The organism is Streptomyces sp. NPDC031274 (assembly GCF_055570235.1).
Map to the genome: position 1 here is coordinate 135336 of NZ_JBVIHP010000011.1, position 23908 is coordinate 159243.

The 23908-nt window shown below is 70.1% G+C and carries 21 protein-coding genes; 9 read left to right on the forward strand and 12 right to left on the reverse strand.

Annotated features, from left to right (window positions below; translation table 11 throughout):
• Positions 1–56 precede the first annotated feature (56 nt).
• The 4 genes from ACZ5CR_RS19420 to ssd are packed head-to-tail and all read right to left on the reverse strand — an operon-like array spanning position 57 to position 3989.
• The gene (locus ACZ5CR_RS19420; protein WP_468859036.1) at positions 57–839 is read right to left on the reverse strand and encodes a type II secretion system F family protein; all 783 of its coding nucleotides are present in this window, start codon (positions 837–839) and stop codon (positions 57–59) included.
• Positions 836–1681, reverse strand: a complete 846-nt coding sequence (locus ACZ5CR_RS19425) for a type II secretion system F family protein (protein ID WP_468859038.1) — start codon at positions 1679–1681, stop codon at positions 836–838. The genes ACZ5CR_RS19420 and ACZ5CR_RS19425 overlap by 4 nt, the downstream gene beginning before the upstream one ends.
• Positions 1678–2850, reverse strand: a complete 1173-nt coding sequence (locus ACZ5CR_RS19430; protein ID WP_468859039.1) for a TadA family conjugal transfer-associated ATPase — start codon at positions 2848–2850, stop codon at positions 1678–1680. Before ACZ5CR_RS19430 ends, ACZ5CR_RS19425 begins: the two co-directional genes overlap by 4 nt.
• Positions 2847–3989, reverse strand: a complete 1143-nt coding sequence (gene ssd, locus ACZ5CR_RS19435; RefSeq protein ID WP_468859041.1) for a septum site-determining protein Ssd — start codon at positions 3987–3989, stop codon at positions 2847–2849. Before ssd ends, ACZ5CR_RS19430 begins: the two co-directional genes overlap by 4 nt.
• 520 nt (positions 3990–4509) lie before the next feature.
• Here ssd and ACZ5CR_RS19440 point away from each other — a divergent pair.
• On the forward strand, positions 4510–5349 hold the full coding sequence (locus ACZ5CR_RS19440) for an HAD family hydrolase (RefSeq protein ID WP_468859043.1): 840 nt from the start codon (positions 4510–4512) through the stop codon (positions 5347–5349).
• A 319-nt stretch (positions 5350–5668) separates the two neighbouring features.
• Here the strand turns inward: ACZ5CR_RS19440 and ACZ5CR_RS19445 are convergent, their stop codons facing one another.
• Entirely contained in the window at positions 5669–6484 is an 816-nt protein-coding gene (locus ACZ5CR_RS19445; protein WP_468859045.1) for a Fic family protein, read from the reverse strand.
• 100 nt (positions 6485–6584) lie between these two features.
• On the opposite strand from ACZ5CR_RS19445, the gene ACZ5CR_RS19450 reads away from it, so the two are divergent.
• Positions 6585–7565, forward strand: coding sequence for an ATP-binding protein (locus tag ACZ5CR_RS19450; RefSeq protein ID WP_468859047.1), 981 nt, complete (start codon positions 6585–6587; stop codon positions 7563–7565).
• Between the two features lie 3 nt (positions 7566–7568).
• Here the strand turns inward: ACZ5CR_RS19450 and ACZ5CR_RS19455 are convergent, their stop codons facing one another.
• Positions 7569–8849, reverse strand: coding sequence for a polysaccharide deacetylase family protein (locus ACZ5CR_RS19455; protein ID WP_468859048.1), 1281 nt, complete (start codon positions 8847–8849; stop codon positions 7569–7571).
• A gap of 364 nt (positions 8850–9213) precedes the next feature.
• Here ACZ5CR_RS19455 and ACZ5CR_RS19460 point away from each other — a divergent pair, with 364 nt between their 5' ends.
• The 6 genes from ACZ5CR_RS19460 to ACZ5CR_RS19485 all read left to right on the forward strand — a co-directional run bounded on the left by ACZ5CR_RS19460 (position 9214) and on the right by ACZ5CR_RS19485 (position 17366).
• Complete coding sequence (locus ACZ5CR_RS19460; protein WP_468859050.1) at positions 9214–11580, forward strand: bifunctional SulP family inorganic anion transporter/carbonic anhydrase; 2367 nt, start codon at positions 9214–9216, stop codon at positions 11578–11580.
• A gap of 49 nt (positions 11581–11629) precedes the next feature.
• Positions 11630–13633 (forward strand): acetate--CoA ligase, encoded by a 2004-nt coding sequence (gene acs, locus ACZ5CR_RS19465; RefSeq protein ID WP_468859051.1) that lies wholly within the window; start codon positions 11630–11632, stop codon positions 13631–13633.
• A 219-nt stretch (positions 13634–13852) separates the two neighbouring features.
• On the forward strand, positions 13853–15280 hold the full coding sequence (gene nhaA / locus ACZ5CR_RS19470) for a Na+/H+ antiporter NhaA (protein WP_468859053.1): 1428 nt from the start codon (positions 13853–13855) through the stop codon (positions 15278–15280).
• A 121-nt stretch (positions 15281–15401) separates the two neighbouring features.
• The gene (locus ACZ5CR_RS19475) at positions 15402–15917 is read left to right on the forward strand and encodes a phage holin family protein (protein WP_468859055.1); all 516 of its coding nucleotides are present in this window, start codon (positions 15402–15404) and stop codon (positions 15915–15917) included.
• Complete coding sequence (locus ACZ5CR_RS19480) at positions 15914–16861, forward strand: alpha/beta fold hydrolase (RefSeq protein WP_468859057.1); 948 nt, start codon at positions 15914–15916, stop codon at positions 16859–16861. The genes ACZ5CR_RS19475 and ACZ5CR_RS19480 overlap by 4 nt, the downstream gene beginning before the upstream one ends.
• Positions 16862–17177: 316 nt before the next feature.
• Complete coding sequence (locus ACZ5CR_RS19485) at positions 17178–17366, forward strand: hypothetical protein (protein ID WP_468859058.1); 189 nt, start codon at positions 17178–17180, stop codon at positions 17364–17366.
• A 52-nt stretch (positions 17367–17418) separates the two neighbouring features.
• Here ACZ5CR_RS19485 and ACZ5CR_RS19490 read toward each other — a convergent pair whose 3' ends face one another.
• From ACZ5CR_RS19490 to nth, 3 genes are all read right to left on the reverse strand, one after another.
• Positions 17419–18621, reverse strand: a complete 1203-nt coding sequence (locus ACZ5CR_RS19490) for a MarP family serine protease (RefSeq protein WP_468859060.1) — start codon at positions 18619–18621, stop codon at positions 17419–17421.
• Positions 18622–18670: 49 nt separating this feature from the next.
• Positions 18671–19465 carry an NUDIX hydrolase gene (locus tag ACZ5CR_RS19495; RefSeq protein ID WP_468859062.1) on the reverse strand — a complete coding sequence of 265 codons (795 nt, stop codon included), beginning with the start codon at positions 19463–19465 and terminating at the stop codon, positions 18671–18673.
• Between the two features lie 106 nt (positions 19466–19571).
• Positions 19572–20726, reverse strand: coding sequence for an endonuclease III (gene nth, locus ACZ5CR_RS19500; RefSeq protein WP_468859064.1), 1155 nt, complete (start codon positions 20724–20726; stop codon positions 19572–19574).
• Positions 20727–21036: 310 nt separating this feature from the next.
• Here nth and ACZ5CR_RS19505 point away from each other — a divergent pair, with 310 nt between their 5' ends.
• Positions 21037–21711: a Crp/Fnr family transcriptional regulator gene (locus ACZ5CR_RS19505; protein WP_016642758.1), complete on the forward strand. Its 675-nt coding sequence runs from the start codon at positions 21037–21039 to the stop codon at positions 21709–21711.
• A 293-nt stretch (positions 21712–22004) separates the two neighbouring features.
• Here ACZ5CR_RS19505 and ACZ5CR_RS19510 read toward each other — a convergent pair whose 3' ends face one another.
• The 3 genes from ACZ5CR_RS19510 to ACZ5CR_RS19520 are packed head-to-tail and all read right to left on the reverse strand — an operon-like array spanning position 22005 to position 23826.
• Positions 22005–22835 (reverse strand): MBL fold metallo-hydrolase, encoded by an 831-nt coding sequence (locus ACZ5CR_RS19510; RefSeq protein WP_468859065.1) that lies wholly within the window; start codon positions 22833–22835, stop codon positions 22005–22007.
• On the reverse strand, positions 22832–22963 hold the full coding sequence (locus ACZ5CR_RS19515; protein ID WP_468859066.1) for a hypothetical protein: 132 nt from the start codon (positions 22961–22963) through the stop codon (positions 22832–22834). The genes ACZ5CR_RS19510 and ACZ5CR_RS19515 overlap by 4 nt, the downstream gene beginning before the upstream one ends.
• Positions 22960–23826, reverse strand: coding sequence for an NUDIX hydrolase (locus tag ACZ5CR_RS19520; RefSeq protein WP_468859068.1), 867 nt, complete (start codon positions 23824–23826; stop codon positions 22960–22962). The genes ACZ5CR_RS19515 and ACZ5CR_RS19520 overlap by 4 nt, the downstream gene beginning before the upstream one ends.
• Between the last annotated feature and the right edge of the window lie 82 nt (positions 23827–23908).

The window sequence follows — 23908 nt, forward strand, 5'->3', positions numbered from 1 at the left end:
GCCGCCGTCCAGCCAGTCGTCCAGCCAGTCCTCCAGCCACTCGGCCGTCGGACCACTCAGATGCCGCTCAACAGCCCGCCCGCCAGGCCGATCACCACAGGCAGCACCCCCACCGCGATGAACGCGGGCAAGAAGCACAGCCCCACCGGCGCCGTCATAAGGACCCCGGCCCTGCGCGCCGCCACCGTCGCCGCACGACCCCGTTCCGCGCGGCAGTCCGCGGCGAGACGCGCCACCGGATCCGCCGCCGGAGCCCCCGACTCCCCCGCCCGCTCCAGCAGGCGGGCCAGCGCCCCCGCGCCCGGTATCGCGTCCAACCTCCGCCACGCGTCGACCGGTTCACCGCCGAGCCGCACCTCCGCTGCCCCTTGCGCTAGCCGCTCCCCGACCGGCCCCTTCAACGCGTCGCCCACCGCCTGTGCGGCCACGACGGGCCCCGCGCCCGCAGCGACGCAGGCCGCCAACAGATCCGCCGCCAAGGGGAGTTGCCGAGACACCTCCACGACGTCGAACTCCGCGACACGGGCGCCCCGCCCTCGCCGCCAACGCCACACCCCGTACCCGGCGCCCAACCCCACCAGGCACCCCGGAAAGCCGCCCACCAGCACCCACCCGGCACTCACCGTCCCGGCCACCGACAGCCATCCCCGTACCGCGTCCCGTCGCCGGAACCAGCGCCTCGACGAGCCCCCCGGTAGCCGCTCCTCGACCCCCAGCACAGCCCCCGCCCGCCCCCGCACCGCCCGCTCACGCCGCGCCGCAAGGACCGCCGACACCAGCCACAGCACGGCCGCCGCACCCCACACAGCCACCCCCACCCTGTGGACAACGAAACTCATCGCTCCTCCGCCTCTCGTACGATCCGCAGCGCCCACCACACGCCGGCGCCCTCCAACGCCCCGCCCACCGCCAGACATCCCAGCCCCGCCCCCGTATGCAGCAACACCCGCAAGGGCGCCGCCCCGAGCGCGCTCCCCATCAGCAGTCCGATGACCGGAAGCCCCGCGAGCATCACCGCCGTCGACCGCGCACCCGCCAACTGGGCCCGCAGATCGGCACGTTGATCCCGCTCCGCCCGCAGCGCACCCTCAAGCCGCTCAAGGCCCGCCGCGAGCCCGGCACCGCGGTCCACCGCCACCCGCCAGCACGCCGCGAGCCCCAACAGCCCCTGCGCCCCCGGCTCCCGTGCCGCTTCCTCCAGCGCGCCCGGCACATCCCCGCCGAACCGCGCCGCCGCCAGAACCCCGGCCCGCGCCTCCCCGAGCCCACCACCGGCCGCGGCCCGCAATGCCTCCCCCGGCTGCCGCCCCGCCCGAACCTCACCGGCGAGCACCCCGCACAACGCGATCACCGCGGCGGCCCGACGCTCCCCTTCCAGCCGCGCGTCTCCAGCCCGCCGTACCCGCCGCACCAGCGGCACTCCTGCCGCACCCAAGATCAGCGGCACCACCGACTCCCCGAGCAGCGCGACCGCCGCTCCACCCGCCAGAGCCCACCACTCGTGCCGCACCCGATCGCCGACATAGTCCGCCGCCCGTCGCCACGCCGCGTCCCCCGACGCCGCCTCGAAGCCCCCTCCCGCGAGAACCACCCGCGCCCGCCGCAGCCCTCGGTCCCGCCCGATCACCAGCCAGGCCGCGCTCCCCGCACACGCGGCCGCCGCAAGCCCCGTCGCACTCATCGCCCCTCACTCCCACCACCGGCCGTCAGAAGCGAGCTCAGCCGCTCCCAGCCCCGCTCCCGGACAAACTCCTTCTCGCCCCACCGCAGCGCAGGCACCGTCACCACGAGGCCGGACGGATCCCGTTCCAGGACATGCACCTCGGCGATCCGGCGCCGCCCCGTCCGGTCCCGCGCCAGATGGATCACCACGGAGAGCGCGGCCGCCAACTGGCTGTGCAGCGCCGCCCTGTCGAGTCCGGCCGCCGTCCCCAGGGCCTCCAGGCGGGCCGGGACGTCCCCCGCGGCGTTCGCGTGAACCGTGCCGCCGCCCTGATGGCCCGTGTTCAGGGCGGCAAGGAGGTGGACCACCTCCGCTCCCCGCACCTCGCCCACGACCAGCCGGTCGGGACGCATCCGCAGCGCCTGCCGCACCAGGTCGTCGAGGCCCACCTGACCGGCCCCCTCCTGGTTCGCCGGTCTGGCCTCGAGGCGCACCACGTGCGGGTGATCGGGACGCAGCTCCGCGGAGTCCTCGGCGAGCACGATCCGTTCCCCCGGCCCGACGAGGCCGAGGAGCGCGCTGAGGAGCGTCGTCTTGCCCGACCCCGTACCGCCACTGATCAAGTACGAGAGCCGGGCGTCGAGCAGTGCCCGCAGTACGCGCTCGCCACCCGGCGGCACCGTCCCCGCCGCTGTCAGTTCCGCCAGCGTGAAGGCCCGGGGGCGTACGACGCGCAGGGAGAGGCAGGTCGATCCGACGGCGACCGGGGGCAGCACCGCGTGGAGGCGGGTGCCGTCCGGGAGCCGTGCGTCCACCCAGGGCCTCGCGTCGTCGAGCCGGCGTCCGGCCACGGCCGCGAGCCGCTGTGCGAGCCGCCGCACCGCCGTCGCGTCCCTGAAGGACACCCCGGTCAGCTCCAGGCCCCCGCCTCGGTCCACCCACACCCGGTCGGGCGCGGACACCAGCACGTCGGTCACCGAGTCGTCAGCGAGCAATGCCTCAAGGGGGCCCGCGCCCACCAGCTCCGAGCGCAGCTGCCGCGCCGCGCCCAGGACTTCCGCGTCGCCGAGCACCCTGCCCTGGGCCCGCAGCGCCTCGGCGACGCGGGCCGGTGTCGGCTCGGTCCCGTTCTCCGCGAGCCACTGGCGCACCCCGTCCAACATCTTGGCCCCGACGACGGCGCTCATGAGCCGCCTCCGGTGGCATCGACAGGGACGCGCTCCCAGAAGGCCGTGCAGAACCGTGCCAGCGGCCCCCTGGCGGCACTTCCGGGCGGCATCCCCTCGGCCTGCGCGGCCAGCAGGCCCGCTTCCCGTGGCAGTTCGCCGACGAGCGGCAGCCCGAGCAGTCGCGCGACCTCCTCCGCGTCAAGGCCACCGAGGCCGTCGATTCCGCCTCCTCCGGCGCGAGGGGCGCCGCCTCTGCCGACCACCACCCGCAGATCCCGCAGCACCATTCCCACCGCGGACGCGACCCGCCGCGCCCCGGCCACCGCGCGCAACTCCGCGGGCACGACCAGAAGCCCCAGATCCACCTGGGCCAGCGCCTCGGCCACTCCTTCGTCCACGCGGCGCGGCAGATCCACGACGACCGCCCCGCCCCGCCGCCGGGCGGCGGCGATCACCGCCCGCATGGCCTCGGGCGCGATGACCACCGCGTCCCCCCGGTCCCAGCTCAGGACGCGCAGGGAGTGCAGCTCGGGCAGTGACTCCTCCAGCGCGCCACCGCCGACCCGGCCCCTGGACTGCGCGAAGGCGGGCCAGCGGAGTCCTTCGGCCGCCTCGCCGCCCAGCAGCACATCGAGGCCACCCCCGAGCGGGTCGGCGTCGACGAGCATCGTGCGCCGCCCCGCTCGGGCCGCCGTGACGGCAAGCGCGCACGCCAGCGTCGAGGCACCGGCTCCCCCGCTCCCGCCGATCACGCCCACCGTGAGCGCGGGCCTTCCCACGCCCTCGGCGACATCGGCGATGCGGTCCACCAGCCATCGTTCGCCGTCGGGCAGGACCAGCACATGATCGGCACCGATCTCCACCGCGCGCTGCCACACCCCGGAGTCGTCCTGATCGCGCCCGACCAGGACGACCCCACGCCTGCGCACGGCTCCCCGCACCCGGTCCACCGCGTCGTCCCCGACAAGGACCAGCGGCGCCGCGTCCCAGCCACCCCTGCGCTCCGGCACGCCGTGCTGCACCTCGGGCCGCGCCCCCGCCGCGGCGCACAGCCGCAGCAGGTCGTCCAGCAGGTCCACATCTTCCGTGACGATCAGCGGTCCGCCCTGTCGCCCATCGGACGACGGCGGTCCGTCACGTGTAATCACTCCAGCCACGATCCTCAGCCCCCACTCACTACAAGCCCGTTGAATGCCGTGTTCCACATCGGCGCCGAACCGGCCAAAGCAATCCGGCCATGAACTTCGCGTGCAGAACGAGCGGATTCAGCGTGCAGCGGTAGCGGATAACGTGTGGATCTTGGTCAATAACTGTGGACAAGACGGGGGCTGTGAATATCCCCTTCACCCATACCGGTGACATCTCTAAGACTTCCACAGAGCAGCCCAACGACTACACACGGTGACGGATCATGGGCATGCGAAAAGATCGCCAGAACGGCCACTGGATGGCGTCAGGCGATCAGATGAGGGTCGAGAGGGGTCCGGAAAACCCATCCGGACATGCGACGACCCCCGCCGGGGGGGAGAGCGGGGGTCGTCCCCACGGTCCGACTCGGGGGGGGAGGAGCCAGACCGGGTTAGCACGGTCGCGAACGATCCGTGACTTCCATGGTGTACCCGAGAGCCTTCTCAGGCAAACCCACGCGCCTCACCTTACGCCGAATGGTGGGCGCCTATGCTCGGGCTCGTGGAAAACCACTCCTTGCCCCGCACAGCTGCCTTCTTTGACCTGGACAAGACGGTCATTGCGAAGTCGAGCACTCTCACCTTCAGCAAGTCGTTCTACCAAGGCGGCCTGATCAACCGCAGGGCTGTACTGCGAACTGCATATGCGCAGTTCGTCTTCCTCGCCGGCGGAGCCGATCACGACCAGATGGAGCGGATGCGCGAGTATCTGTCCGCACTGTGCCGCGGATGGAACGTGGAGCAGGTCAAGGAAATCGTCGCCGAGACGCTTCACGACCTGATCGACCCGATCATCTACGACGAGGCCGCGTCCCTCATCGAGGAGCACCACACCGCGGGGCGGGACGTCGTCATCGTCTCCACATCGGGCGCCGAAGTGGTCGAGCCGATCGGCGAACTCCTGGGCGCGGACCGAGTGGTGGCGACCCGGATGGTGGTCGGCGACGACGGCTGCTTCACCGGCGAGGTGGAGTACTACGCGTACGGCCCCACCAAGGCGACGGCGATCAAGGAACTCGCGGAGTCCGAGGGGTACGACCTCAACCGCTGTCACGCCTACAGCGACTCGGCGACCGACCTCCCCATGCTCGAGTCCGTGGGACATCCGCACGCGGTCAACCCCGATCGCGCGCTGCGGCGTGAGGCCCTCGCGCGCGAGTGGCCGATTCTCGACTTCCACCGCCCGGTCCGGCTCAAGGAGCGGCGTCAGAAGCCGTCCCGGCCCGCGCTCGTCGCGGTGGCGGCGGTGGGCGCCGCGGCGGCCACGGCGGGCCTCGTGTGGTTCGTGAGCCGACGCCGGACCGCACGCGCCCGATTCACCCTTGTTTGAACCTAAAAGTAAAGAAGTAGTGCCAGCACTTCCGCTTACTCCAGGACAGGAGTACAAAGGATTCAACGGCCCGCGAGACCAAGGACATCCGAGAGGATTACCTTTGAACGCAATCAAGGCCCCACGGACCGAAGCATGAACACCGAGCACCCACGCGACGTCGACCCGTCGATTACGGGCCAGCCGCACCAGGTGACGGGCTAAGTTCCCGACCTGATGGGCAACCTTCGAGGACGCTTGGTAACACGGTGAACATGCCAGCGGCGGTACGAGAACTCGTACCGCCGCATCCCTGTTCAGGGCCTCTTCCGCAGGCGCCTCAGGCCGCGCCGCGCTGCATCGCCTCGCAGACCGCCGTCGACTCCCTGGCCCCCAGTTCGACCGCACGCCCGCAGTGGGCGATCCAGGCCGCCATTCCTTCCGGAGTCCCGGACGCGTATCCGTCGAGCGCCCCTACGTAGGCCGCCCTGCCCTGTTCCGCGTGCCCCGCCTCGGCCGGGCAGACGGACTTCGGGTCGAGCCCGCTGCCCACCAGGACGATGCGCTCGGCCGCCCGCGCGACCAGGCCGTTGTGCGAGCCGAAGGGGCGCAGGCTGAGCAGCTCGCCGTGCACCACGGCCGCCGTCACCAGAGCCGGTGCGGAGCCGCCGGCGATGATCAGCCGCGAAAGACCCTCCAGACGGCCCGCCACCTCGTCGGAGTCCGGCACATCCAGCTCGACCAGCGGCTCGTCCAGGGGCTCACCCGCAAGGCGTGGCCGCCCCGCCGCCTCGTCGTTCTCCGCGGCGGCGACCAGGTGGAGGCGCGCGAGGACCCGGAGCGGAGACTGCCGCCAGATGGACAGGAGCTGCCCCGCCTCCGCGGTGAGCCGCAGGGCCGCGCCGATCGTGCGGGCCTCGCCGTCGCCGCTGAAGTCGCTGCGGCGCCGTACCTCTTCGAGTGCCCAGTCGGCACCGGAGAGCGCCGCCGAGCCGCGTGCGCCGCGCAGCGCCGCCTCGGAGGTGATCTCGTTGCTGCGGCGCCGCATGATCCGGTGGCCGTAGACCCGGTCCACGGCCTTGCGCACGGAGTCCACGGAATCGGCCACGCCGGGCAGTGCGCCCAGGGCTGCGAGCGGATCGGCTGTCGTACTCATGAGTACGACCCTACGCACCCTCCGCACTCCCCCACGATGGAGTGGTCTTCTTCACGCCGGATCGATACACCACGTAATCATCCGGCTACCCTTGGTGAACATGAAGATCGCTTTCGTAGGGAAGGGCGGCAGCGGCAAGACCACGCTGTCCTCGCTCTTCATCCGACACCTCGCCGCCACCGGAGCGCCGGTCCTCGCGGTGGACGCCGACATCAACCAGCACCTGGGCCCCGCGCTCGGCCTCGACGAGGCGGACGCCGCCGAGCTGCCCGCCATGGGCGCGCACATCCCGCTCATCAAGGACTACCTGCGGGGCTCCAACCCGCGGATCGCCTCCGCCGACACGATGATCAAGACGACGCCGCCCGGCGAGGGTTCGCGGATCCTGCGGGTGCGCGAGGACAACCCCGTGTACGACGCGTGCGCCCGGCCGGTGGAACTCGACGACGCAGCCGTGCGTTTGATGGTCACAGGGCCGTTCACCGAAGCCGACCTCGGTGTCGCCTGCTACCACTCCAAGACGGGGGCGGTGGAGCTGCTCCTGAACCACCTGGCCGACGGGCGCGACGAGTACGCGGTCGTCGACATGACGGCGGGTTCGGACTCCTTCGCGTCCGGCATGTTCACCCGATTCGACATGACGTTCCTGGTGGCCGAGCCGACCCGGAAGGGAGTCTCCGTCTATCGCCAGTACAAGGAATACGCACGGGACTTCGGCGTCGACCTCAAGGTTGTCGGCAACAAGGTGCAGGGCCAGGACGACATCGACTTCCTGCGCGAGCAGGTGGGCAACGACCTCCTGGTGACGGTCGGGCACTCGGACTGGGTGCGCGCCATGGAGAAGGGCCGCCCGCCCCGGTTCGAGTTCCTGGAGGACGACAACCGCCACTCCCTGCAGGCACTTCAGATCGCCGCCGACACCTCGTACGAGCGCAGGGACTGGGACCGCTACACCCAGCAGATGGTCCACTTCCATCTGAAGAACGCGCAGAGCTGGGGCAACGAACGAACGGGTGCCGACCTGAGTGCCCAGGTCGACCCCGACTTCGTACTGCGCGAGTCCCAGCCGCAGAGCGCCTGACGGCTACGGCTTGCCGGCCGGGGCGCCCGGGACTCCCTTAGGGGCCGGTGCGGGCTGGGCGGAGAGGAAGGACGCCCAGCCCTCCTTCGGGGCCTTGCCGACCGGGAGTTTGGTCAGGCGCTCCACGGTCTGCGGGTCCTGGGCGTCGAGCCAGTCGGCGAGTTGCCTAAAGGAGACGCACCGTACGTCGCGCTTGGTGCAGACGGACTCGATCGTCTCCTCGATGGCGCGCATGTACGTGCCGCCGTTCCAGGACTCGAAGTGATTGCCGATGATCAGCGGGGCGCGGTTGCCCTTGTAGGCGCGGTGGAAGCCCTGGAGCAGGCCGTCGCGCATCTGGTCGCCCCAGTACTCGTGCTTGCCCGGGTCGCCCTGGGAGGTCGTGCCCGACTGGTTGACCATGAAGTTGTAGTCCATGGTGAGCGTCTCGAACTTGCGGCCGGGGACGGGGACCAGCTGCATCGACAGGTCCCAGAGGCCCTCCTTCTTCTTGGGCCAGATCTGGTCGTTGACGCCACTGGTGTCGTAGCGGAAGCCCAGCTCACGGGCCGCCCGCATGAAGTTCTTCTGACCCTCCAGGCAGGGCGTGCGAGCGCCGACGAGTTCCTTGTCATAGTCGAAGGGCAGCGGCTTCGCCTTCTTCATGCCCGTGTTCGTCTTCCAGGCCTTCACGAAGGACTTGGCCTGGTTGATCTCGCTCTTCCAGTCGGCCACCGACCACTGGCCCACGCCGCCACTGGTGCCGCAGAAGTGGCCGTTGAAGTGGGTGCCGACCTCATTGCCCTCGAGCCAGGCGCCGCGGAGCTGCTCCACGGTGTTCTTGATTCCCTTGCGGTCGTTGAAGCCGATGTCCGAGCTCCCGGACTGGTGCTGCGGCGGTTCGTAGAGCTTCCGCTTCGCCTCGGGGAGCATGTACACGCCGCTGAGGAAGTACGTCATCGTGGCGTCGTTCCGCTTGGCCACCTTGCGGAAGTGCGAGAAGAGCTTCTGGCTGTCCTCACCGGCGCCGTCCCAGGAGAAGACCACGAACTGGGGTGGCTTCTGGCCGGGTCTCAGTCGCGCGGGGCGGGACAGGTGCGGCTGTTGGCCGGTGAAGGCGGTGGAGCCGTCACCGATCATGCGTACCGCGCTCTTGGGAGCCGGGGCGGGGGACGCCTTCTTGGCTCCGTGTGTGACCTTCTCGGCACCGGTGTCGCCGCTCGCGCAACCGGCCAGTACTGCGGCACATGCGGTGAGGGCGGTGACGCCCCCGGCGATCCGCTGGATCCTCTGGGTGGCGGCCATCTTCCGCCCACCTTCTTCCTTCGAGTCGACTGCGGGTCGGGGCATGGCTGCAGGGGTCATCACCGAAGGTGTCGCGGTGCAATTGCCCTGAAATGCCCGACAGTGCCGCCAACGTCGCACGAAGGTTTGGGTCAGATGTTCCGACAAGCCGACAAATAGCTTTAATCACTCCCTAGAGTGATCTACTGACCCATTTGCCTCGTTTGTCTATCCTTCGCATTTACTCTCCATTACGATTCATTTACCGAGAGTTGAGATATCCCGCCGCTGCAACGCCGTGACCCACGGCCGCGACCCGCCCTCCGGAGACCGCCGGAGGACCCCCTGTTCCGCGACCGCGCTGCCCCGGAGGAGACGGGAAACCATGTCTGCCTGCGTCCCCACCCATGCCACCGACTCGGCCCACGCCTCACGCGACCACGAGCCCCACGCGCCGCCGCCCGGCAAGTTCCGCAAGTTCCGTAAGTTCCGCATCGCCGGCACCGACGTATCCGCGTCCATCGCCGTCTTTCTGATCGCCCTGCCGCTGTCCCTCGGTATCGCGCTCGCCACCGGAGCACCGCTCCAGGCGGGCCTCGTCGCCGCCGCGGTCGGCGGCCTCGTCGCCGGACGGATCGGCGGATCGCCGCTGCAGGTCAGCGGCCCCGCCGCAGGGCTCACGGTCGTCACAGCCGACCTCATCCACCAGTACGGCTGGCGAACCACCTGCGCCATCACCGTTCTCGCCGGGTTCGCCCAACTCGCCCTGGGTTGTCTGCGCGTGGCCCGCTCGGCGCTCGCCGTCAGCCCCGCCGTCGTGCACGGCATGCTCTCCGGCATCGGCGTCTCCATCGCCGTCGCCCAACTGCGCATCGTGCTCGGCGGCACCCCGCAGAGCACCGTGCTCGACAATCTCCGTGCGCTGCCCGCCCAGTTGGCCGACCTTCACCCGGCCACGCTGACGATCAGCGTGCTGACCCTGGCGGTGCTGCTGCTCTGGCCGCGGATTCCCGGCCGCGCAGGGAAAGCCGTCCGTGTCGTGCCCGCCCCCCTCGTCTCCGTGGCCGCGGCGACGGCTGTCGCCGCGATCGCAGGGCTGAGCGTGGCCAAGGTCGACCTGCCCTCGTGGCGCAGTCACTCCCTTGCGGGCCTGCCCGAAGGCCCCGTACTGGGTCTCGTCGCCGCCGTGCTCACGATCACGCTGGTCTGCAGCGTGCAGTCACTGCTCGGCGCCGTCGCCGTGGACAAGCTCGTCTCCGGGCGGCGCGACCTGGGCACCGGTGGCGGCCGCTCCAATTTGGACCGCGAACTGCTCGGCCAGGGCGCGGCCAACGCCGTGTCCGGGGTGCTCGGCGGGCTCCCCGTCGCCGGGGTCGCGGTGCGCAGCGTGGCCAATGTGAAGGCCGGTGCCGTCAGCCGGAACTCCACGATGCTGCACGGCGTTTGGGTAGTAGTAGCCGCCCTGCTGATGGTTCCCCTGCTCGAGCTGATCCCGCTCGCCGCGCTGGGCGCCCTGGTGATGGCGGTCGGCATCCAGATGGTGAACCTGAACCACATCCGCACCATCACCCGCCACCGCGAGATCCTCGCCTACACCGCCACGACACTCGGTGTCGTCTTCCTCGGCGTGCTCGAAGGCGTGGCCCTCGGGGTCGCCGTGGCCGTGGCCGTCGCGCTGCACCGCCTCGCCCGCACCCGGATCACCCACACCGAGGAGGACGGCACCCACCACGTGCGCGTGCGCGGCCAGTTGACCTTCCTCGCCGTGCCGCGCCTCAGCAGGGCGCTGCACCTCGTACCCCAAGGGGCATCCACCATCGTGGAGTTGGACGGATCATTCATGGACCATGCGGCGTACGAAGCACTCCAGTGCTGGCAGGACGCGCACACCGCGCAGGGCGGCAACGTCGAGGTGACCGGCCGCGCGGGGACGCGGATCGCCGAGCCCGCAAGCGCCTCGCACTCCTGCTGCAGGCCCTGGACGGCCTGGCGCAACCACCACTGCGACCGCCCGCAGGAAGCCCCCCAGGGCGAGAGCCGGCCCAGCGGGCACCAACTGGCCAGCGGCATCAGCGCGTTCCAGCGGAACACGGCCCCGCACGTGCGGAGTGAGCTCGCCCGGCTGGCCCGGGAGGGCCAGCAGCCCTCGCAGCTCTTCCTGACCTGCGCCGACTCCCGGCTCGTCACCTCGATGATCACGTCGAGCGGCCCCGGCGACCTCTTCGTCGTACGCAATGTCGGCAACCTGGTGCCACTGCCGGGCGCCGAGAGCGGGGACGACTCGGTGGCCGCCGCGATCGAGTACGCGGTGGACGTGCTTGAGGTGCGGTCCATCACCGTGTGCGGGCACTCCGGGTGCGGGGCGATGCAGGCACTTCTCGGCACCCCGCCCGGAGGCGCGCAGACACCCCTGAAGCGGTGGCTGCGGCACGGGGCGCCGAGCCTCGAGCGTCTCGCGGCGCACAAGGACGAGGGCGGCTGGGCGCGGCTCGCGGGGCGGGCACCCGCCGACGCGGTCGAGCAGCTCTGCCTGACCAACGTGGTCCAGCAGCTGGAGCACCTGCGCGGCCATGAGTCGGTGGCGCGGCGCATGGCCGAGGGCACCCTGGAGCTGCACGGCATGTACTTCCATGTCGGCGAGGCGCAGGCGTATCTCCTCACCGAGAGCCCGGACGCCGTATTCGACCAGGTCACACCGTCACCGCACGAAGGAGCACCGCGTGAGGAGCCCCCCACCCGAGTAAAGGTCTAAACCAATTTTCGGCAGGCTCTTGTCACCAGGGGTATACGTCTGATGAGCTGTGGCTTTGGACACAACGGACACCCTGGGAATGGGAGATGTCGTGAGCAACGAAAGCCTGGCCAACCTTCTTAAAGAAGAGCGAAGGTTCGCGCCGCCGGCCGACCTGGCGGCCAACGCCAATGTCACCGCGGAGGCGTATGAACAGGCCAAGGCTGACCGGCTCGGCTTCTGGGCCGAGCAGGCCCGCCGCCTGACCTGGTCCACCGAACCGACCGAGACGCTCGACTGGTCGAACCCGCCGTTCGCCAAGTGGTTCGCCGACGGCAAGCTCAACGTCGCGTACAACTGCGTGGACCGTCATGTGGAGGCCGGCAACGGCGACCGCGTGGCGATCCACTTCGAGGGTGAGCCCGGCGACAGCCGGGCCATCACCTACGCCGAGCTCAAGGACGAGGTCAGCCGGGCCGCCAACGCGCTGACCGAGCTGGGCGTCCGCCAGGGCGACCGCGTCGCCGTCTACCTCCCCATGATCCCCGAGGCCGTCATCTCGATGCTGGCCTGTGCCCGCATCGGCGCCGCGCACTCCGTGGTCTTCGGCGGCTTCTCGGCCGACGCCATCGCCAAGCGCGTGAAGGACGCCGACGCGAAGGTCGTCATCACCTCCGACGGCGGCTACCGCAGGGGCAAGCCCGCCGCCCTGAAGCCCGCGGTCGACGACGCCGTCGCGCGCGAGGACAGCTCCGTCGAGCACGTCCTGGTCGTACGCCGCACCGGCCAGGACGTGGCGTGGACCGAGGGCCGCGACGTCTGGTGGCACGAGCTCACCGAGCGCCAGTCCGCCGAGCACACCCCCGAGGCGTTCGACGCGGAGAACCCGCTCTTCATCCTCTACACGTCCGGTACGACGGGTAAGCCCAAGGGCATCCTGCACACCTCCGGCGGCTATCTCACCCAGGCCGCGTACACCCACCACGCCGTCTTCGACCTCAAGCCGGAGACCGACGTCTACTGGTGTACGGCCGACATCGGCTGGGTCACCGGGCACTCGTACATCACGTACGGCCCGCTGGCGAACGGCGCGACGCAGGTCATGTACGAGGGCACGCCCGACACCCCGCACCAGGGGCGCTTCTGGGAGATCGTCCAGAAGTACGGCGTCACCATCCTCTACACGGCACCCACCGCCATTCGTACGTTCATGAAGTGGGGCGACGACATCCCCGCGAAGTTCGACCTCTCCAGCCTGAGGGTCCTCGGATCGGTCGGTGAGCCGATCAACCCCGAGGCCTGGATGTGGTACCGCAAGAACATCGGCGCCGACAAGTGCCCCATCGTGGACACCTGGTGGCAGACCGAGACCGGCGCCATGATGATCTCCCCGCTGCCCGGCGTGACCGAGACCAAGCCGGGAAGCGCCCAGCGCGCCCTTCCGGGCATCTCGGCGACCGTCGTCGACGACGAGGCGCGCGAAGTGCCGGACGGCGGTGGCGGCTACCTCGTCCTGACCGAGCCGTGGCCCTCGATGCTGCGGACCATCTGGGGCGACGACCAGCGCTTCATCGACACCTACTGGTCGCGCTTCGAGGGCAAGTACTTCGCCGGAGACGGTGCCAAGAAGGACGACGACGGCGACATCTGGCTCCTGGGCCGCGTGGACGACGTGATGCTCGTGTCCGGGCACAACATCTCCACCACCGAGGTCGAGTCGGCGCTCGTCTCGCACCCCTCGGTCGCCGAGGCGGCCGTCGTGGGCGCGGCGGACGAGACCACCGGACAGGCCATCGTCGCGTTCGTGATCCTGCGCGGTACGGCGAACGCCGACGACGAGGGCCTCGTGGCCGACCTGCGCAACCACGTGGGCACCACGCTCGGCCCCATCGCCAAGCCCAAGCGCATCCTCCCGGTGGCCGAACTGCCCAAGACCCGCTCCGGGAAGATCATGCGCCGCCTGCTCCGGGACGTCGCCGAGAACCGCGCGGTCGGTGACGTCACCACGCTCGCCGACTCCTCCGTGATGGACCTGATCCAGAACAAGCTGCCCGCCGCACCCAGCGAGGACTAGGTCAGGCCTGATCCTGAGACCTGAGAGGGGCACCCGGCGCCACGCCGGGTGCCCCTCTTGCGCATAAAGTGATGATCGCCGGATAAGTCCGTTCGCATGTTAGGTACGCTAAGGATCGCGTCAACATCACGACAACAACGCGACAAGAAGAACCTAGGTGCGCCGGGAAGTCTGGTCGGCAAGTGATTCGTCCTGCCTACCGACCGGAGGTCGACCCCCGTGGCCGCGCCCGCACCCAACAACAGCAACAGCAACAGCAACAGCAAGAACAACACCCGCAAGGTTCTCGGGCGGCTCTCGCTGCCCGAGCGGAACTTCGTCGCGAACGCGCTGCGCGCCGAGACCGTCGGCGGTGTCCTCCTCCTCGTAGCCGCCGTCACCGCGCTGATCTGGGCGAACACCGCGGGCGGGTCGTACGAATCCGTGCGCGGCTTCCACCTGGGACCCAGCTCCCTCGGCCTCGACCTCTCCATACAGCACTGGGCGGCCGACGGGCTGCTCGCCGTCTTCTTCTTCGTCGCCGGCATCGAACTCAAGCGTGAGCTCGTCGCGGGCGATCTGAGCGACCCGAAGGCCGCCGCGCTGCCCGTCATCGCCGCACTCTGCGGCATGGCCGTACCGGCCCTCGTGTACGTCCTGGTCAACACGGTCGGCGGCGGTTCCACGGACGGCTGGGCGGTGCCGACCGCCACGGACATCGCCTTCGCCCTCGCCGTCCTCGCGGTCATCGGCACCTCGCTGCCGTCCGCCCTTCGCGCCTTCCTGCTCACGCTCGCCGTCGTCGACGACCTCTTCGCGATCCTGATCATCGCGGTCTTCTTCACCAGCGACCTCAACTTCGCGGCGCTCGGCGGCGCGGTCATCGGCCTCGCGGTCTTCTGGCTGCTGCTCCGCAAGGGGGTACGCGGCTGGTACGTATACGTTCCGCTGGCCCTGGTCGTCTGGGGACTGATGTACAACAGCGGCATCCACGCCACGATCGCCGGTGTCGCGATGGGCCTGATGCTGCGCTGCACCCGCCGACAGGACGAGGAGCACTCGCCGGGCGAGCACATCGAACACCTTGTACGACCCCTCTCCGCGGGCCTCGCGGTTCCGCTGTTCGCGCTGTTCAGCGCCGGTGTCGTCGTGTCGGGCGGCGCGCTCGGGGACGTATTCAGCAAGCCGGAGACGCTCGGTGTGGTGCTCGGTCTCGTGGTCGGCAAGGCGGTCGGCATCTTCGGCGGCACCTGGCTCGCCGCCCGGTTCACCAAGGCCGAGCTCAACGACGAACTCGCCTGGCCGGACGTGTTCGCGGTCGCCTCGCTCGCCGGTATCGGCTTCACCGTCTCCCTCCTGATCGGCGAACTCGCCTTCACCGAGGACCCGCTGCTCACCGACGAGATCAAGGCAGCCGTCCTGATGGGCTCTCTCATCGCGGCCGTGCTTTCCGGGATCCTGCTCAAGGTGCGCAACGCCCGCTACCGCGCGCTGTACGACGCCGAGGAGCGCGACGACGACCTCGACGGCATCCCGGACGTGTACGAACAGGACAAGCCGGAGTACCACCTGCGGATGGCCGCGATCTACGAAAAGAAGGCGGCCGAACATCGCAGGCTTGCCGAAGTGTCGGCCGGGGCACGCGCCGAAGACGATGGTCCGGCATGATCTGAGCAGGTTCGACTGCGCAGACTGAGCTGAGCGGTCGTATCTGAGCGGTCGTATCCGAGTCGTATCTGAACAGACGTTGTGAGCACGCATACGCAGGCTTACGGAGAAGGGGAAAGCGATGAGCACACCCGACGGGCCCGTCGGCACCGAACGCAGCCTCGGCCAGCTGGTCTCCTCGGCGACCAGCGAGATGTCCGCGCTGGTGCACGACGAGATCGCGCTGGCCAAGGCCCAGCTGCGGCAGGACGTCAAGCGGGGTGCGGTCGGCGGCGCCGCGTTCGCCGCGGCGGGGACGGTGCTGATCTTCTCGCTGCCGATGCTGAGCTTCGCCCTGGCGTACGGCATCCGTACGTGGAGCGGCTGGAACATGGCGATCTGCTTCGTGCTCTCCTTCGCGGCGAACGTGCTGGTCGCCGGGGTGCTCGCGCTGATCGGCGTCGTCTTCGCGAAGAAGGCCAAGAAGGGCAAGGGGCCGCAGAAGGTCGCCGCTTCGGCCAAGGAGACGGCCGCCGTGCTCCAGAACGCCAAGCCGCACCCGCGTGCGGTGGCCCCCGTGGACGTGGTCACCTCCGCGGGTGCCACCCTGGATCGTGGCAGTGAGAAGGCGACAGCTGTGGCACGCTCGTCTTCATGACGGACCCCGCCACACCCACCCCCCATCCGGCCCAACCGACGTCACCGGTGCGCATCGAAGGACCGTGGACCCACCGGGACGTCGCCGCGAACGGCGCGCGCTTCCACATCGCCGAGATGGGCGACGGGCCGCTCGTGCTGCTCCTGCACGGCTTTCCGCAGTTCTGGTGGACCTGGCGGCATCAGATGGTGGCGCTCGCCGAGGCGGGCTTCCGGGCGGTCGCGATGGACCTGCGGGGCGTGGGCGGCAGCGACCGTACGCCGCGCGGTTACGACCCCGCGAACCTCGCGCTCGACATCACGGGCGTCGTGCGGTCGCTCGGTGAGCCGGACGCCGCGCTCGTCGGGCACGACCTGGGCGGGTACCTCGCGTGGACGGCGGCCGTGATGCGGCCCAAGCTGGTGCGCCGCCTCGCCGTCTCCTCGATGCCGCATCCGCGGCGCTGGCGCTCGGCGATGCTGTCGGACCGCAAGCAGACCGCCGCGAGTTCGTACGTGTGGGGCTTCCAGCGCCCGTGGGTGCCGGAGCGTCAACTCATCGCGGACGACGCGGCTCTGGTGGGGCGTCTGGTGCGCGACTGGTCGGGGCCGCGGCTTCCGGACGACGAGGCGGTGGAGACGTACCGCCGTGCCATGACGATCCCTTCGACGGCGCACTGCGCGATCGAGCCGTACCGCTGGATGGTGCGGTCGATGGCGCGTCCGGACGGCATCCAGTTCAACCGGCGCATGAAGCGCCCGGTGCAGGTTCCCACGCTGCATCTGCACGGCTCTCTGGACCCGGTGATGCGGACGCGCAGTGCGGCGGGCTCGGGCGAGTACGTCGAAGCGCCGTACCGCTGGCGGCTGTTCGACGGTCTCGGGCACTTTCCGCAGGAGGAGGACCCGGTCGCCTTCTCGACCGAGCTGGTGAACTGGCTGAAGGATCCCGAACCGGATCGGTAGGCACCGGATCGTCAGACCGCGCGGCACACCGGATCGGTAGGCCGTGCGGCGCACCGGATCGCAGACCGCGCGGCGCACCGAATCGGTAAGCCGTGCGGGGCCTGAATCAGGATCGGCGGGGTACGCGATCAGAGTCGGCGGAGTGCTCGATCAGAGTCGGCCGGGTGCGGCGGGGACCTGAAACAGGGTCAGAAAGACGCCTGTACCCGGGAGTAGGGGAACGTATGTTCTTCGAACGGCCACTTGCCACCCGCATAGGCCAATTGGGGCGCGTGTGCGCGATTACCGACCTTGAGGCACGGGCACACGTCGGGGTATGGGCTGGACGCACGACTACAGTGAAGTAGCACGCAACCGCCGCTCAGCCATCGCGCTGAACAGCCGTGAGAGGGGCGGTCCGCACGATCCGGGCCATGAAGGCCCTGTTCAAGGCATCGGCATTCCCCACATCCTGCGCCGCAGGGCCCGCTGGGTCTCGGCGCGGCTGAGGCATACGCGCGACTGATCCGCCTGCTCCACCGATCGCCCAACCGACTGCTCCCCGACTGCGGCCCCGGCTACAGCGCGCAGCCCTGACTGTCGACCTCTTGGTTGGCGGTTCGGCCCGCCTTGATGTCCTCACGGACCTCATCGGCGGTGAGCGCGTAGCCGGTGTCCGGGTCGTCCAGTGACTTCGCGAAGACCACGCCGTAGACCTTGCCTTCGGGCGTGAGCAGCGGGCCGCCGGAGTTGCCCTGGCGGACGGTCGCGTAGAGCGAGTACACGTCGCGGCGCACGGTGTCCCGGTGGTAGATGTCCGGGCCCTTCGCCGTGATGCGCCCGCGCACGCGCGCGGGTCGGACGTCGTACGGACCGTTCTCCGGGAAGCCCGCGACGATCGCGTTGTCACCGCTCGACGCGTCCTTGGACGTGAACTGCAGCGCGGGCGCCTGAAGCGTCGGCACGTCCAGTACGGCGATGTCGCGCTCCCAGTCGTAGAGCACGACCTTCGCGTCGTACGTCCGGCCGTCCCCGCCTATCTGGACCGTCGGCTCGTCCACGCCGCCGACCACGTGCGCGTTCGTCATCACGCGACGGTCGGAGAAGACGAAGCCGGTGCCTTCGAGGACCTTGCCGCAGCCGCGGGCCTCGCCCTGCACCTTCACGATGGACTGCTTGGCCTTCGTGGCGACCGCGCTCTTGGCGAGCTTGGGATCGGGTGCCTTGACGTCGGTGATGGGCTCGTTCGAGAACGGACTGAAGACTTGCGGGAAGCCGTTGCGCGCAAGGACCGATGAGAAGTCGGCGAACCAGGTGTCGGCCTGGCCCGGCAGCGCGCGCGAAACACCGAGCAGGATCTTGGAGTTGCGTACTTCCTTGCCGACCGTCGGCAGCGTCGTGCCCGCGAGGGCGGAGCCGATCAGCCAGGCGACGAGGAGCATCGCCAGTACGTTGACCAGCGCGCCGCCCGTGGCGTCCAGGGCCCGGGCGGGCTGCCAAGTGATGTACCGGCGGAGCTTGTTGCCCAAGTGCGTGGTGAAGGCCTGGCCGATGGAGGCACAGACGATCACGATGACCACGGCGACGACGGCGGCCGTCGTGCTCACCGCTCCCTCGTCGTCCGTGAGGGCGCCCCAGATGATGGGCAGCAGGTACACCGCGACGAGTCCGCCACCCAGAAAACCGATCACCGACAGGATGCCGACGACGAATCCCTGGCGGTAGCCGACGACCGCGAACCATACGGCGGCGACCACCAAAAGGATGTCCAGCACGTTCACCGATTCAATCCTCGCCTCGCATCGCGGTCGCCACTTCCCCGCAACCTTGTCATGCGCGCCAGTCGAGCGGCACCTGCTTGGTGCGGTCCCAGGGGCGTTCCCAGCCTGCGAAGTGCAGAATCCTGTCGATCACTCCGGCCGTAAAACCCCAGACCAGAGCCGATTCGACGAGGAAGGCCGGGCCTTGGTGGCCGCTCGGATGAACTGTCGTCGCGCGGTTGTCGGGGTCCGTGAGATCGGACACGGGGACCGTGAAGACGCGGGCCGTCTCGGCTGGATCGACGACGCCGACGGGAGTGGGCGAGCGCCACCAGCCGAGCACCGGGGTCACCACGAAGTCGCTCACCGGGATGAACAGTCTGGGCAGCACGCCGAAGATCTGTACGCCTCGGGGGTCGAGCCCGGTCTCCTCCTCGGCCTCGCGCAGGGCGGCGCGCAGGGGGCCGTCCGTCAGCGGATCACCGTCCTCGGGGTCGAGGGAGCCGCCGGGGAAGGAGGGCTGGCCCGCGTGCGAGCGAAGGTTCCCGGAACGCTCCATCAGGAGCAGCTCGGGACCGCGCGTGCCCTCTCCGAAGAGGACGAGCACGGCGGACTTGCGCCCGGCGCCGCTCTCCGGGGGCAGAAAGCGGCTGAGCTGGGTCGGCCTGACGGTTTCGGCGGCGCGGGCGACGGGATCCAGCCAGGCGGGCAGGCCCTCGGTGCTGAGGCGCACGTGTCCGTTGGGGCTGCCGGGGTGACCAGGCCGGCGGGGCTGGCCGGGTCGGCCGGGCTGGCCGAGCCGCCCCTGGAGGCCGTTGCCCTCACTCATGCCGCTCATGCCACTCGTGTCGCTCGTGTCACTCATGTGCGTATCGCTCGTGTCGGTTGTCTCGCTCGTGTCGCTCGCGTGCGTCATCGGCACCCCCGTCCAACTGTGGACAACGCCGGTGGCCCCTCGGTTCGTTCCTCGCTCATGCGGCGCCCAGCGGGGGCGCCGCCTTACCCGGATAGTCCGGCGGGGGCTTGAGGCGCTGGCCCGGCAGACCGCCCATCTCGTACTTCAGGAGCTTCTTCGCCTTCTCCGGATCGGTCTCGCCCTCCCCGTACGACGGGCAGAGATCGGCGATCGGGCAGGCACCGCAGGCGGGCTTGCGGGAGTGGCAGATACGGCGGCCGTGGAAGATCACGCGGTGCGAGAGCATCGTCCACTCGCTCTTCGGGAAGAGGTCGGCGATGGCAGCCTCGACCTTCACCGGGTCGGTCTCCTCGGTCCACTTCCACCGGCGGACGAGCCGCCCGAAGTGGGTGTCCACGGTGATGCCGGGGACCCCGAAGGCGTTCCCGAGCACGACGAACGCGGTCTTGCGGCCCACACCGGGCAGCTTGACCAGGTCTTCCAGGCGGCCGGGGACCTCGCCTCCGTGGTTGTCCCGCAGAGCGACGGCGAGCCCCATGATCGACTTCGTCTTCGCCCGGAAGAACCCGGTCGGCCTGATCAGCTCCTCGACCTCTTCGGGGTTGGCGCCGGCGAGGTCCTCCGGGGTCGGGTACGCGGCGAAGAGGCGCGGGGTCGTCTGGTTCACCCGCAGGTCGGTGGTCTGCGCGGAGAGGACCGTGGCGACGAGCAGCTCGAAGGGGTTCTCGAAGTCCAGCTCGGGGTGGGCGTACGAGTACACGTCCGCGAGCTCGCGGTTGATGCGGCGGGCCCGCCGGACGAGGGCGGTGTGGGACTCGGGCTTGGGTTTGGTCGAGGGCTTGGGTTTGGTCGAGGGCTTGGCTTTGGCGGTGGGTTTGGCTTTGGCCGGGGTCTTGGTGGCCGGGGCTTTGGCCGGGGTCTTGGTGGCCGGGGCTTTGGCCGGGGTCTTGGTGGCCGGGGCTTTGGCCTCGGCCGGGGCTTTGGTCCTGGCCGGGGTGGTCTTCTTCGCCACGGGCGCGGTGGTCTTCTTCGCCGGGGTTCCGGCGGCCTTCTTCGCGGGGGTCCCGGCGGCCCTCTTCGCGGGGGTTCCGGCGGCCCTCTTCGCGGGGGTTCCGGCGGCCCTCTTCGCGGGGGTTCCGGCGGCCCTCTTCGCGGGGGTGCGTTTCGCCGCGCCGGCGGTGGCTTGATTCTTCTCCGAAGGCTGGCTCACCGGTGGCACCCTTGTCCCTTTTGTCGCATTCTCTGGACCAATGGAAGCATGTTCGCCCACAGCGGAACCCGGGCAGGCTGTAACCTTCCGAATCCCCTTGGCCTGTGCTCTCACCGGCTTTTGGACACTCGGCCAGCCTAGAGCCCGACACTGACATCCGCCCTGGACCCTATGGATCGGCCCCCAATTGGCCCCCTCCCGCACAGCACGCGACGCCAGTGCGGCAGACTTGTGACTGATCACACTGTTTGGACCGTCCGGCAAAATGGGGAGCACGGTCCCCTGATGCAGGTCGACAAGGAGAGAACTCGTGGACGACGTTCTGCGGCGCGCCCCGCTCTTCGCGGCGCTCGATGACGAGCAGGCCGCGGAGCTCCGCGCCTCCATGAGTGAGGTGACGCTCGCGCGCGGGGATGCGCTTTTTCATGAAGGTGACCCCGGAGACCGCCTTTACGTGGTCACCGAGGGCAAGGTGAAGCTTCACCGCACCTCACCCGACGGCCGGGAGAACATGCTCGCGGTGCTCGGCCCCGGCGAGCTCATCGGTGAGCTCTCGCTCTTCGACCCGGGCCCGCGTACGGCGACCGCCTCCGCGCTCACCGAGGTCAAGCTGCTCGGCCTCGGCCACGGCGACCTTCAGCCGTGGCTGAACGCACGGCCCGAGGTGGCCGCGGCGCTGCTGCGTGCCGTCGCGCGGCGCCTGCGCAAGACGAACGACCAGATGTCCGATCTGGTCTTCTCCGACGTGCCCGGGCGTGTGGCCCGCGCCCTTCTGGACCTGTCGCGCCGCTTCGGCGTGCAGTCCGAAGAGGGCATCCACGTCGTGCACGACCTCACGCAGGAAGAGCTGGCCCAGCTGGTCGGCGCCTCCCGCGAGACGGTCAACAAGGCGCTTGCGGACTTCGCCGGGCGCGGGTGGCTCCGGCTCGAGGCCCGCGCGGTGATCTTGCTGGATGTCGAGCGGCTGGCCAAGCGTTCTCGCTGACGCTGTTTCGTACGCGGATGGGGTCCCGCCTCTGTTGAGGCTGGGCCCCATTCGCGCTTCCGCCACAGGCTTTCCCGCCCACCCACCCGATTGCCCCGGGTGTGGGGTGGGCGGGCACCACCTGGGTGGGCGGATGCCACCTGGGTGGGCGGGCACCATCTGAATGGACGAATGCCACGTGGGTGGGCGGGTGCCACCTCGCCCGTTGGGCGGGTGCCACCTCCGCTGGGCGTCACCACGGTCGGCAGACGCCGCCCTCACGGCCGCAAGTGGTCGTTCCCGCCCTGCTGCCGCTAGATCAAGCCGTGTTCCCGCAGGTAGTCCAGTTGCGCCCGTACCGAGAGTTCCGCTGCCGGCCACAAGGAGCGGTCCACGTCCGCGTACACGTGGGCGACCACATCCGTAGGCGCCACGTAGCCGTTCTCGACGGCTGTCTCGACCTGGGCCAGGCGGTTCGCGCGGTGGGCTAGGTAGAACTCGACGACGCCCTGAGCGTCCTCAAGGACCGGGCCGTGGCCCGGCAGGACCGTGTGCACGCCGTCGTCGACCGCCAGGGACCGCAGGCGCCGCAGGGAGTCCAGATAGTCTCCCAGGCGGCCGTCAGGGTGCGCCACGACCGTCGTACCGCGGCCCAGGACCGTATCGCCCGTCAGGACAGCCTGATCGGCCGGGAGATGGAAGCAGAGGGAATCCGCGGTGTGTCCCGGCGTCGGGACCACGCGCAGCTCCAGACCGCCCGTCGTGATCACGCTCCCCGCCTCCAGGCCCTCGTCGCCGAGACGCAGCGCGGGGTCCAGGGCCCGCACCTTGGTGCCGGTCAGCTCGGCGAAGCGCGCGGCGCCCTCCGCGTGGTCCGGGTGGCCGTGGGTGAGGAGGGTGAGCCCGACCCGCTGCCCGGCCTTCTCGGCCGTGGCGATGACGTTCTTCAGGTGTACGTCGTCCAGGGGGCCCGGATCGATGACGACAGCGAGCCCGGAGCCGGGTTCGGAGACGATCCAGGTGTTGGTTCCGTCCAGCGTCATCGCGGAGGCGTTGGGGGCCAGCACGTTGACCGCGCGCGCGGTGGCGGGACCGCTGAGGACTCCGCCCCGGGGCTGGCCGGGGAGGGCGGCGGCTTCGGTCATGCGGGGGTGGCTCCCGTCCGGTTCGTGGCAGGCGTGGCCGTGGTGGCGGGGGTGGGCATCGCCGTGGTGACGGCAGGCGCGGCCATAGTCACGGCCGCGGTCATGGTCATGGTCATGGTCATGGTCATGCGGTATCCCCCGTGGGGATGTGCTTGGTGAACTCCTCGTGGCCCGGCCAGGTCAGCACCAGCTCGCCGTCCTCCAGGCGGGCCTGGGCCAGGACCGGGGTCAGGTCGCGCTCCGGGGACGCGGAAAGGGCGTCGGCTGCAGACCCGTAGGGACTCAGCTGGCGCAGGGTAGCGATGGTCGGCGGCATCATCAGGAGGTCGCCCTTGTCGTACCCCGCGGTGGCCTCCCCCGGAGCGATCCACACCGTACGGTCCGCCTCCGTGGAGGCGTTGCGGGTGCGCTGCCCCTCCGGGAGGGCGGCCACGAAGAAGAACGTGTCGTAGCGCTTCGGCTCGAACTCCGGAGTGATCCAGCGGGCCCACGCGCCAAGAAGGTCACTGCGCAGGACCAGGCCCCGGCGGTCCAGGAACTGGGCGAAGGAGAATTCACGGGCCACCAGCGCCTCACGGTCCGCCTCCCAGTCGTCGCCCGTGGTGTCGCCGACGACGCTCGACGGGGTCGGCCCCGCGAGCAGCACACCCGCTTCCTCGTACGTCTCGCGGACGGCGGCGCACACGATCGCTTGGGCGCCCGGCTCGTCCACGCCCAGTCGCGCCGCCCACGTCGCGCGGGACGGGCCCGCCCAGCGCACGAGGTGGTCGTCGTCGCGCGGGTCCACGCCGCCGCCCGGATACGCGTACGCGCCTCCGGCGAAAGCCATGGAGGCGCGTCTGCGCAGCATGTGTACGGCGGGGCCCGCCGCGGAGTCCCGAAGGAGCATGACCGTGGCCGCCCGGCGCGGAGTCGCGGGCTTCAGTTCGCCGCTGCTCAGCGCGCGGATGCGGTCGGGCCACTCCGGGGGATACCACTGCCCATTAGCCATGGGCGGAGGCTATCTCCTGGTGGGCTGATGTTCGAGAGGCAACTATCGGGTGCCAGAAGGCGCCCGAAAAGGCAGCCGAGGC

Excerpts from the sequence above, each read along its gene's own strand:
- ACZ5CR_RS19420 (WP_468859036.1), bottom strand. The coding sequence starts at position 839 with ATGAGTTTCGTTGTCCACAGGGTGGGGGTGGCTGTGTGGGGTGCGGCG.
- ACZ5CR_RS19425 (WP_468859038.1), bottom strand. The coding sequence starts at position 1,681 with ATGAGTGCGACGGGGCTTGCGGCGGCCGCGTGTGCGGGGAGCGCGGCC.
- ACZ5CR_RS19430 (WP_468859039.1), bottom strand. The coding sequence starts at position 2,850 with ATGAGCGCCGTCGTCGGGGCCAAGATGTTGGACGGGGTGCGCCAGTGG.
- ACZ5CR_RS19440 (WP_468859043.1), top strand. The coding sequence starts at position 4,510 with ATGCTCGGGCTCGTGGAAAACCACTCCTTGCCCCGCACAGCTGCCTTC.
- ACZ5CR_RS19445 (WP_468859045.1), bottom strand. The coding sequence starts at position 6,484 with ATGAGTACGACAGCCGATCCGCTCGCAGCCCTGGGCGCACTGCCCGGC.
- ACZ5CR_RS19450 (WP_468859047.1), top strand. The coding sequence starts at position 6,585 with ATGAAGATCGCTTTCGTAGGGAAGGGCGGCAGCGGCAAGACCACGCTG.
- ACZ5CR_RS19455 (WP_468859048.1), bottom strand. The coding sequence starts at position 8,849 with ATGGCCGCCACCCAGAGGATCCAGCGGATCGCCGGGGGCGTCACCGCC.
- ACZ5CR_RS19460 (WP_468859050.1), top strand. The coding sequence starts at position 9,214 with ATGTCTGCCTGCGTCCCCACCCATGCCACCGACTCGGCCCACGCCTCA.
- ACZ5CR_RS19475 (WP_468859055.1), top strand. The coding sequence starts at position 15,402 with ATGAGCACACCCGACGGGCCCGTCGGCACCGAACGCAGCCTCGGCCAG.
- ACZ5CR_RS19480 (WP_468859057.1), top strand. The coding sequence starts at position 15,914 with ATGACGGACCCCGCCACACCCACCCCCCATCCGGCCCAACCGACGTCA.
- ACZ5CR_RS19485 (WP_468859058.1), top strand. The coding sequence starts at position 17,178 with ATGGGCTGGACGCACGACTACAGTGAAGTAGCACGCAACCGCCGCTCA.
- ACZ5CR_RS19495 (WP_468859062.1), bottom strand. The coding sequence starts at position 19,465 with ATGAGTGACACGAGCGACACGAGTGGCATGAGCGGCATGAGTGAGGGC.
- ACZ5CR_RS19510 (WP_468859065.1), bottom strand. The coding sequence starts at position 22,835 with ATGACCGAAGCCGCCGCCCTCCCCGGCCAGCCCCGGGGCGGAGTCCTC.
- ACZ5CR_RS19515 (WP_468859066.1), bottom strand. The coding sequence starts at position 22,963 with ATGACCATGACCATGACCATGACCATGACCGCGGCCGTGACTATGGCC.
- ACZ5CR_RS19520 (WP_468859068.1), bottom strand. The coding sequence starts at position 23,826 with ATGGCTAATGGGCAGTGGTATCCCCCGGAGTGGCCCGACCGCATCCGC.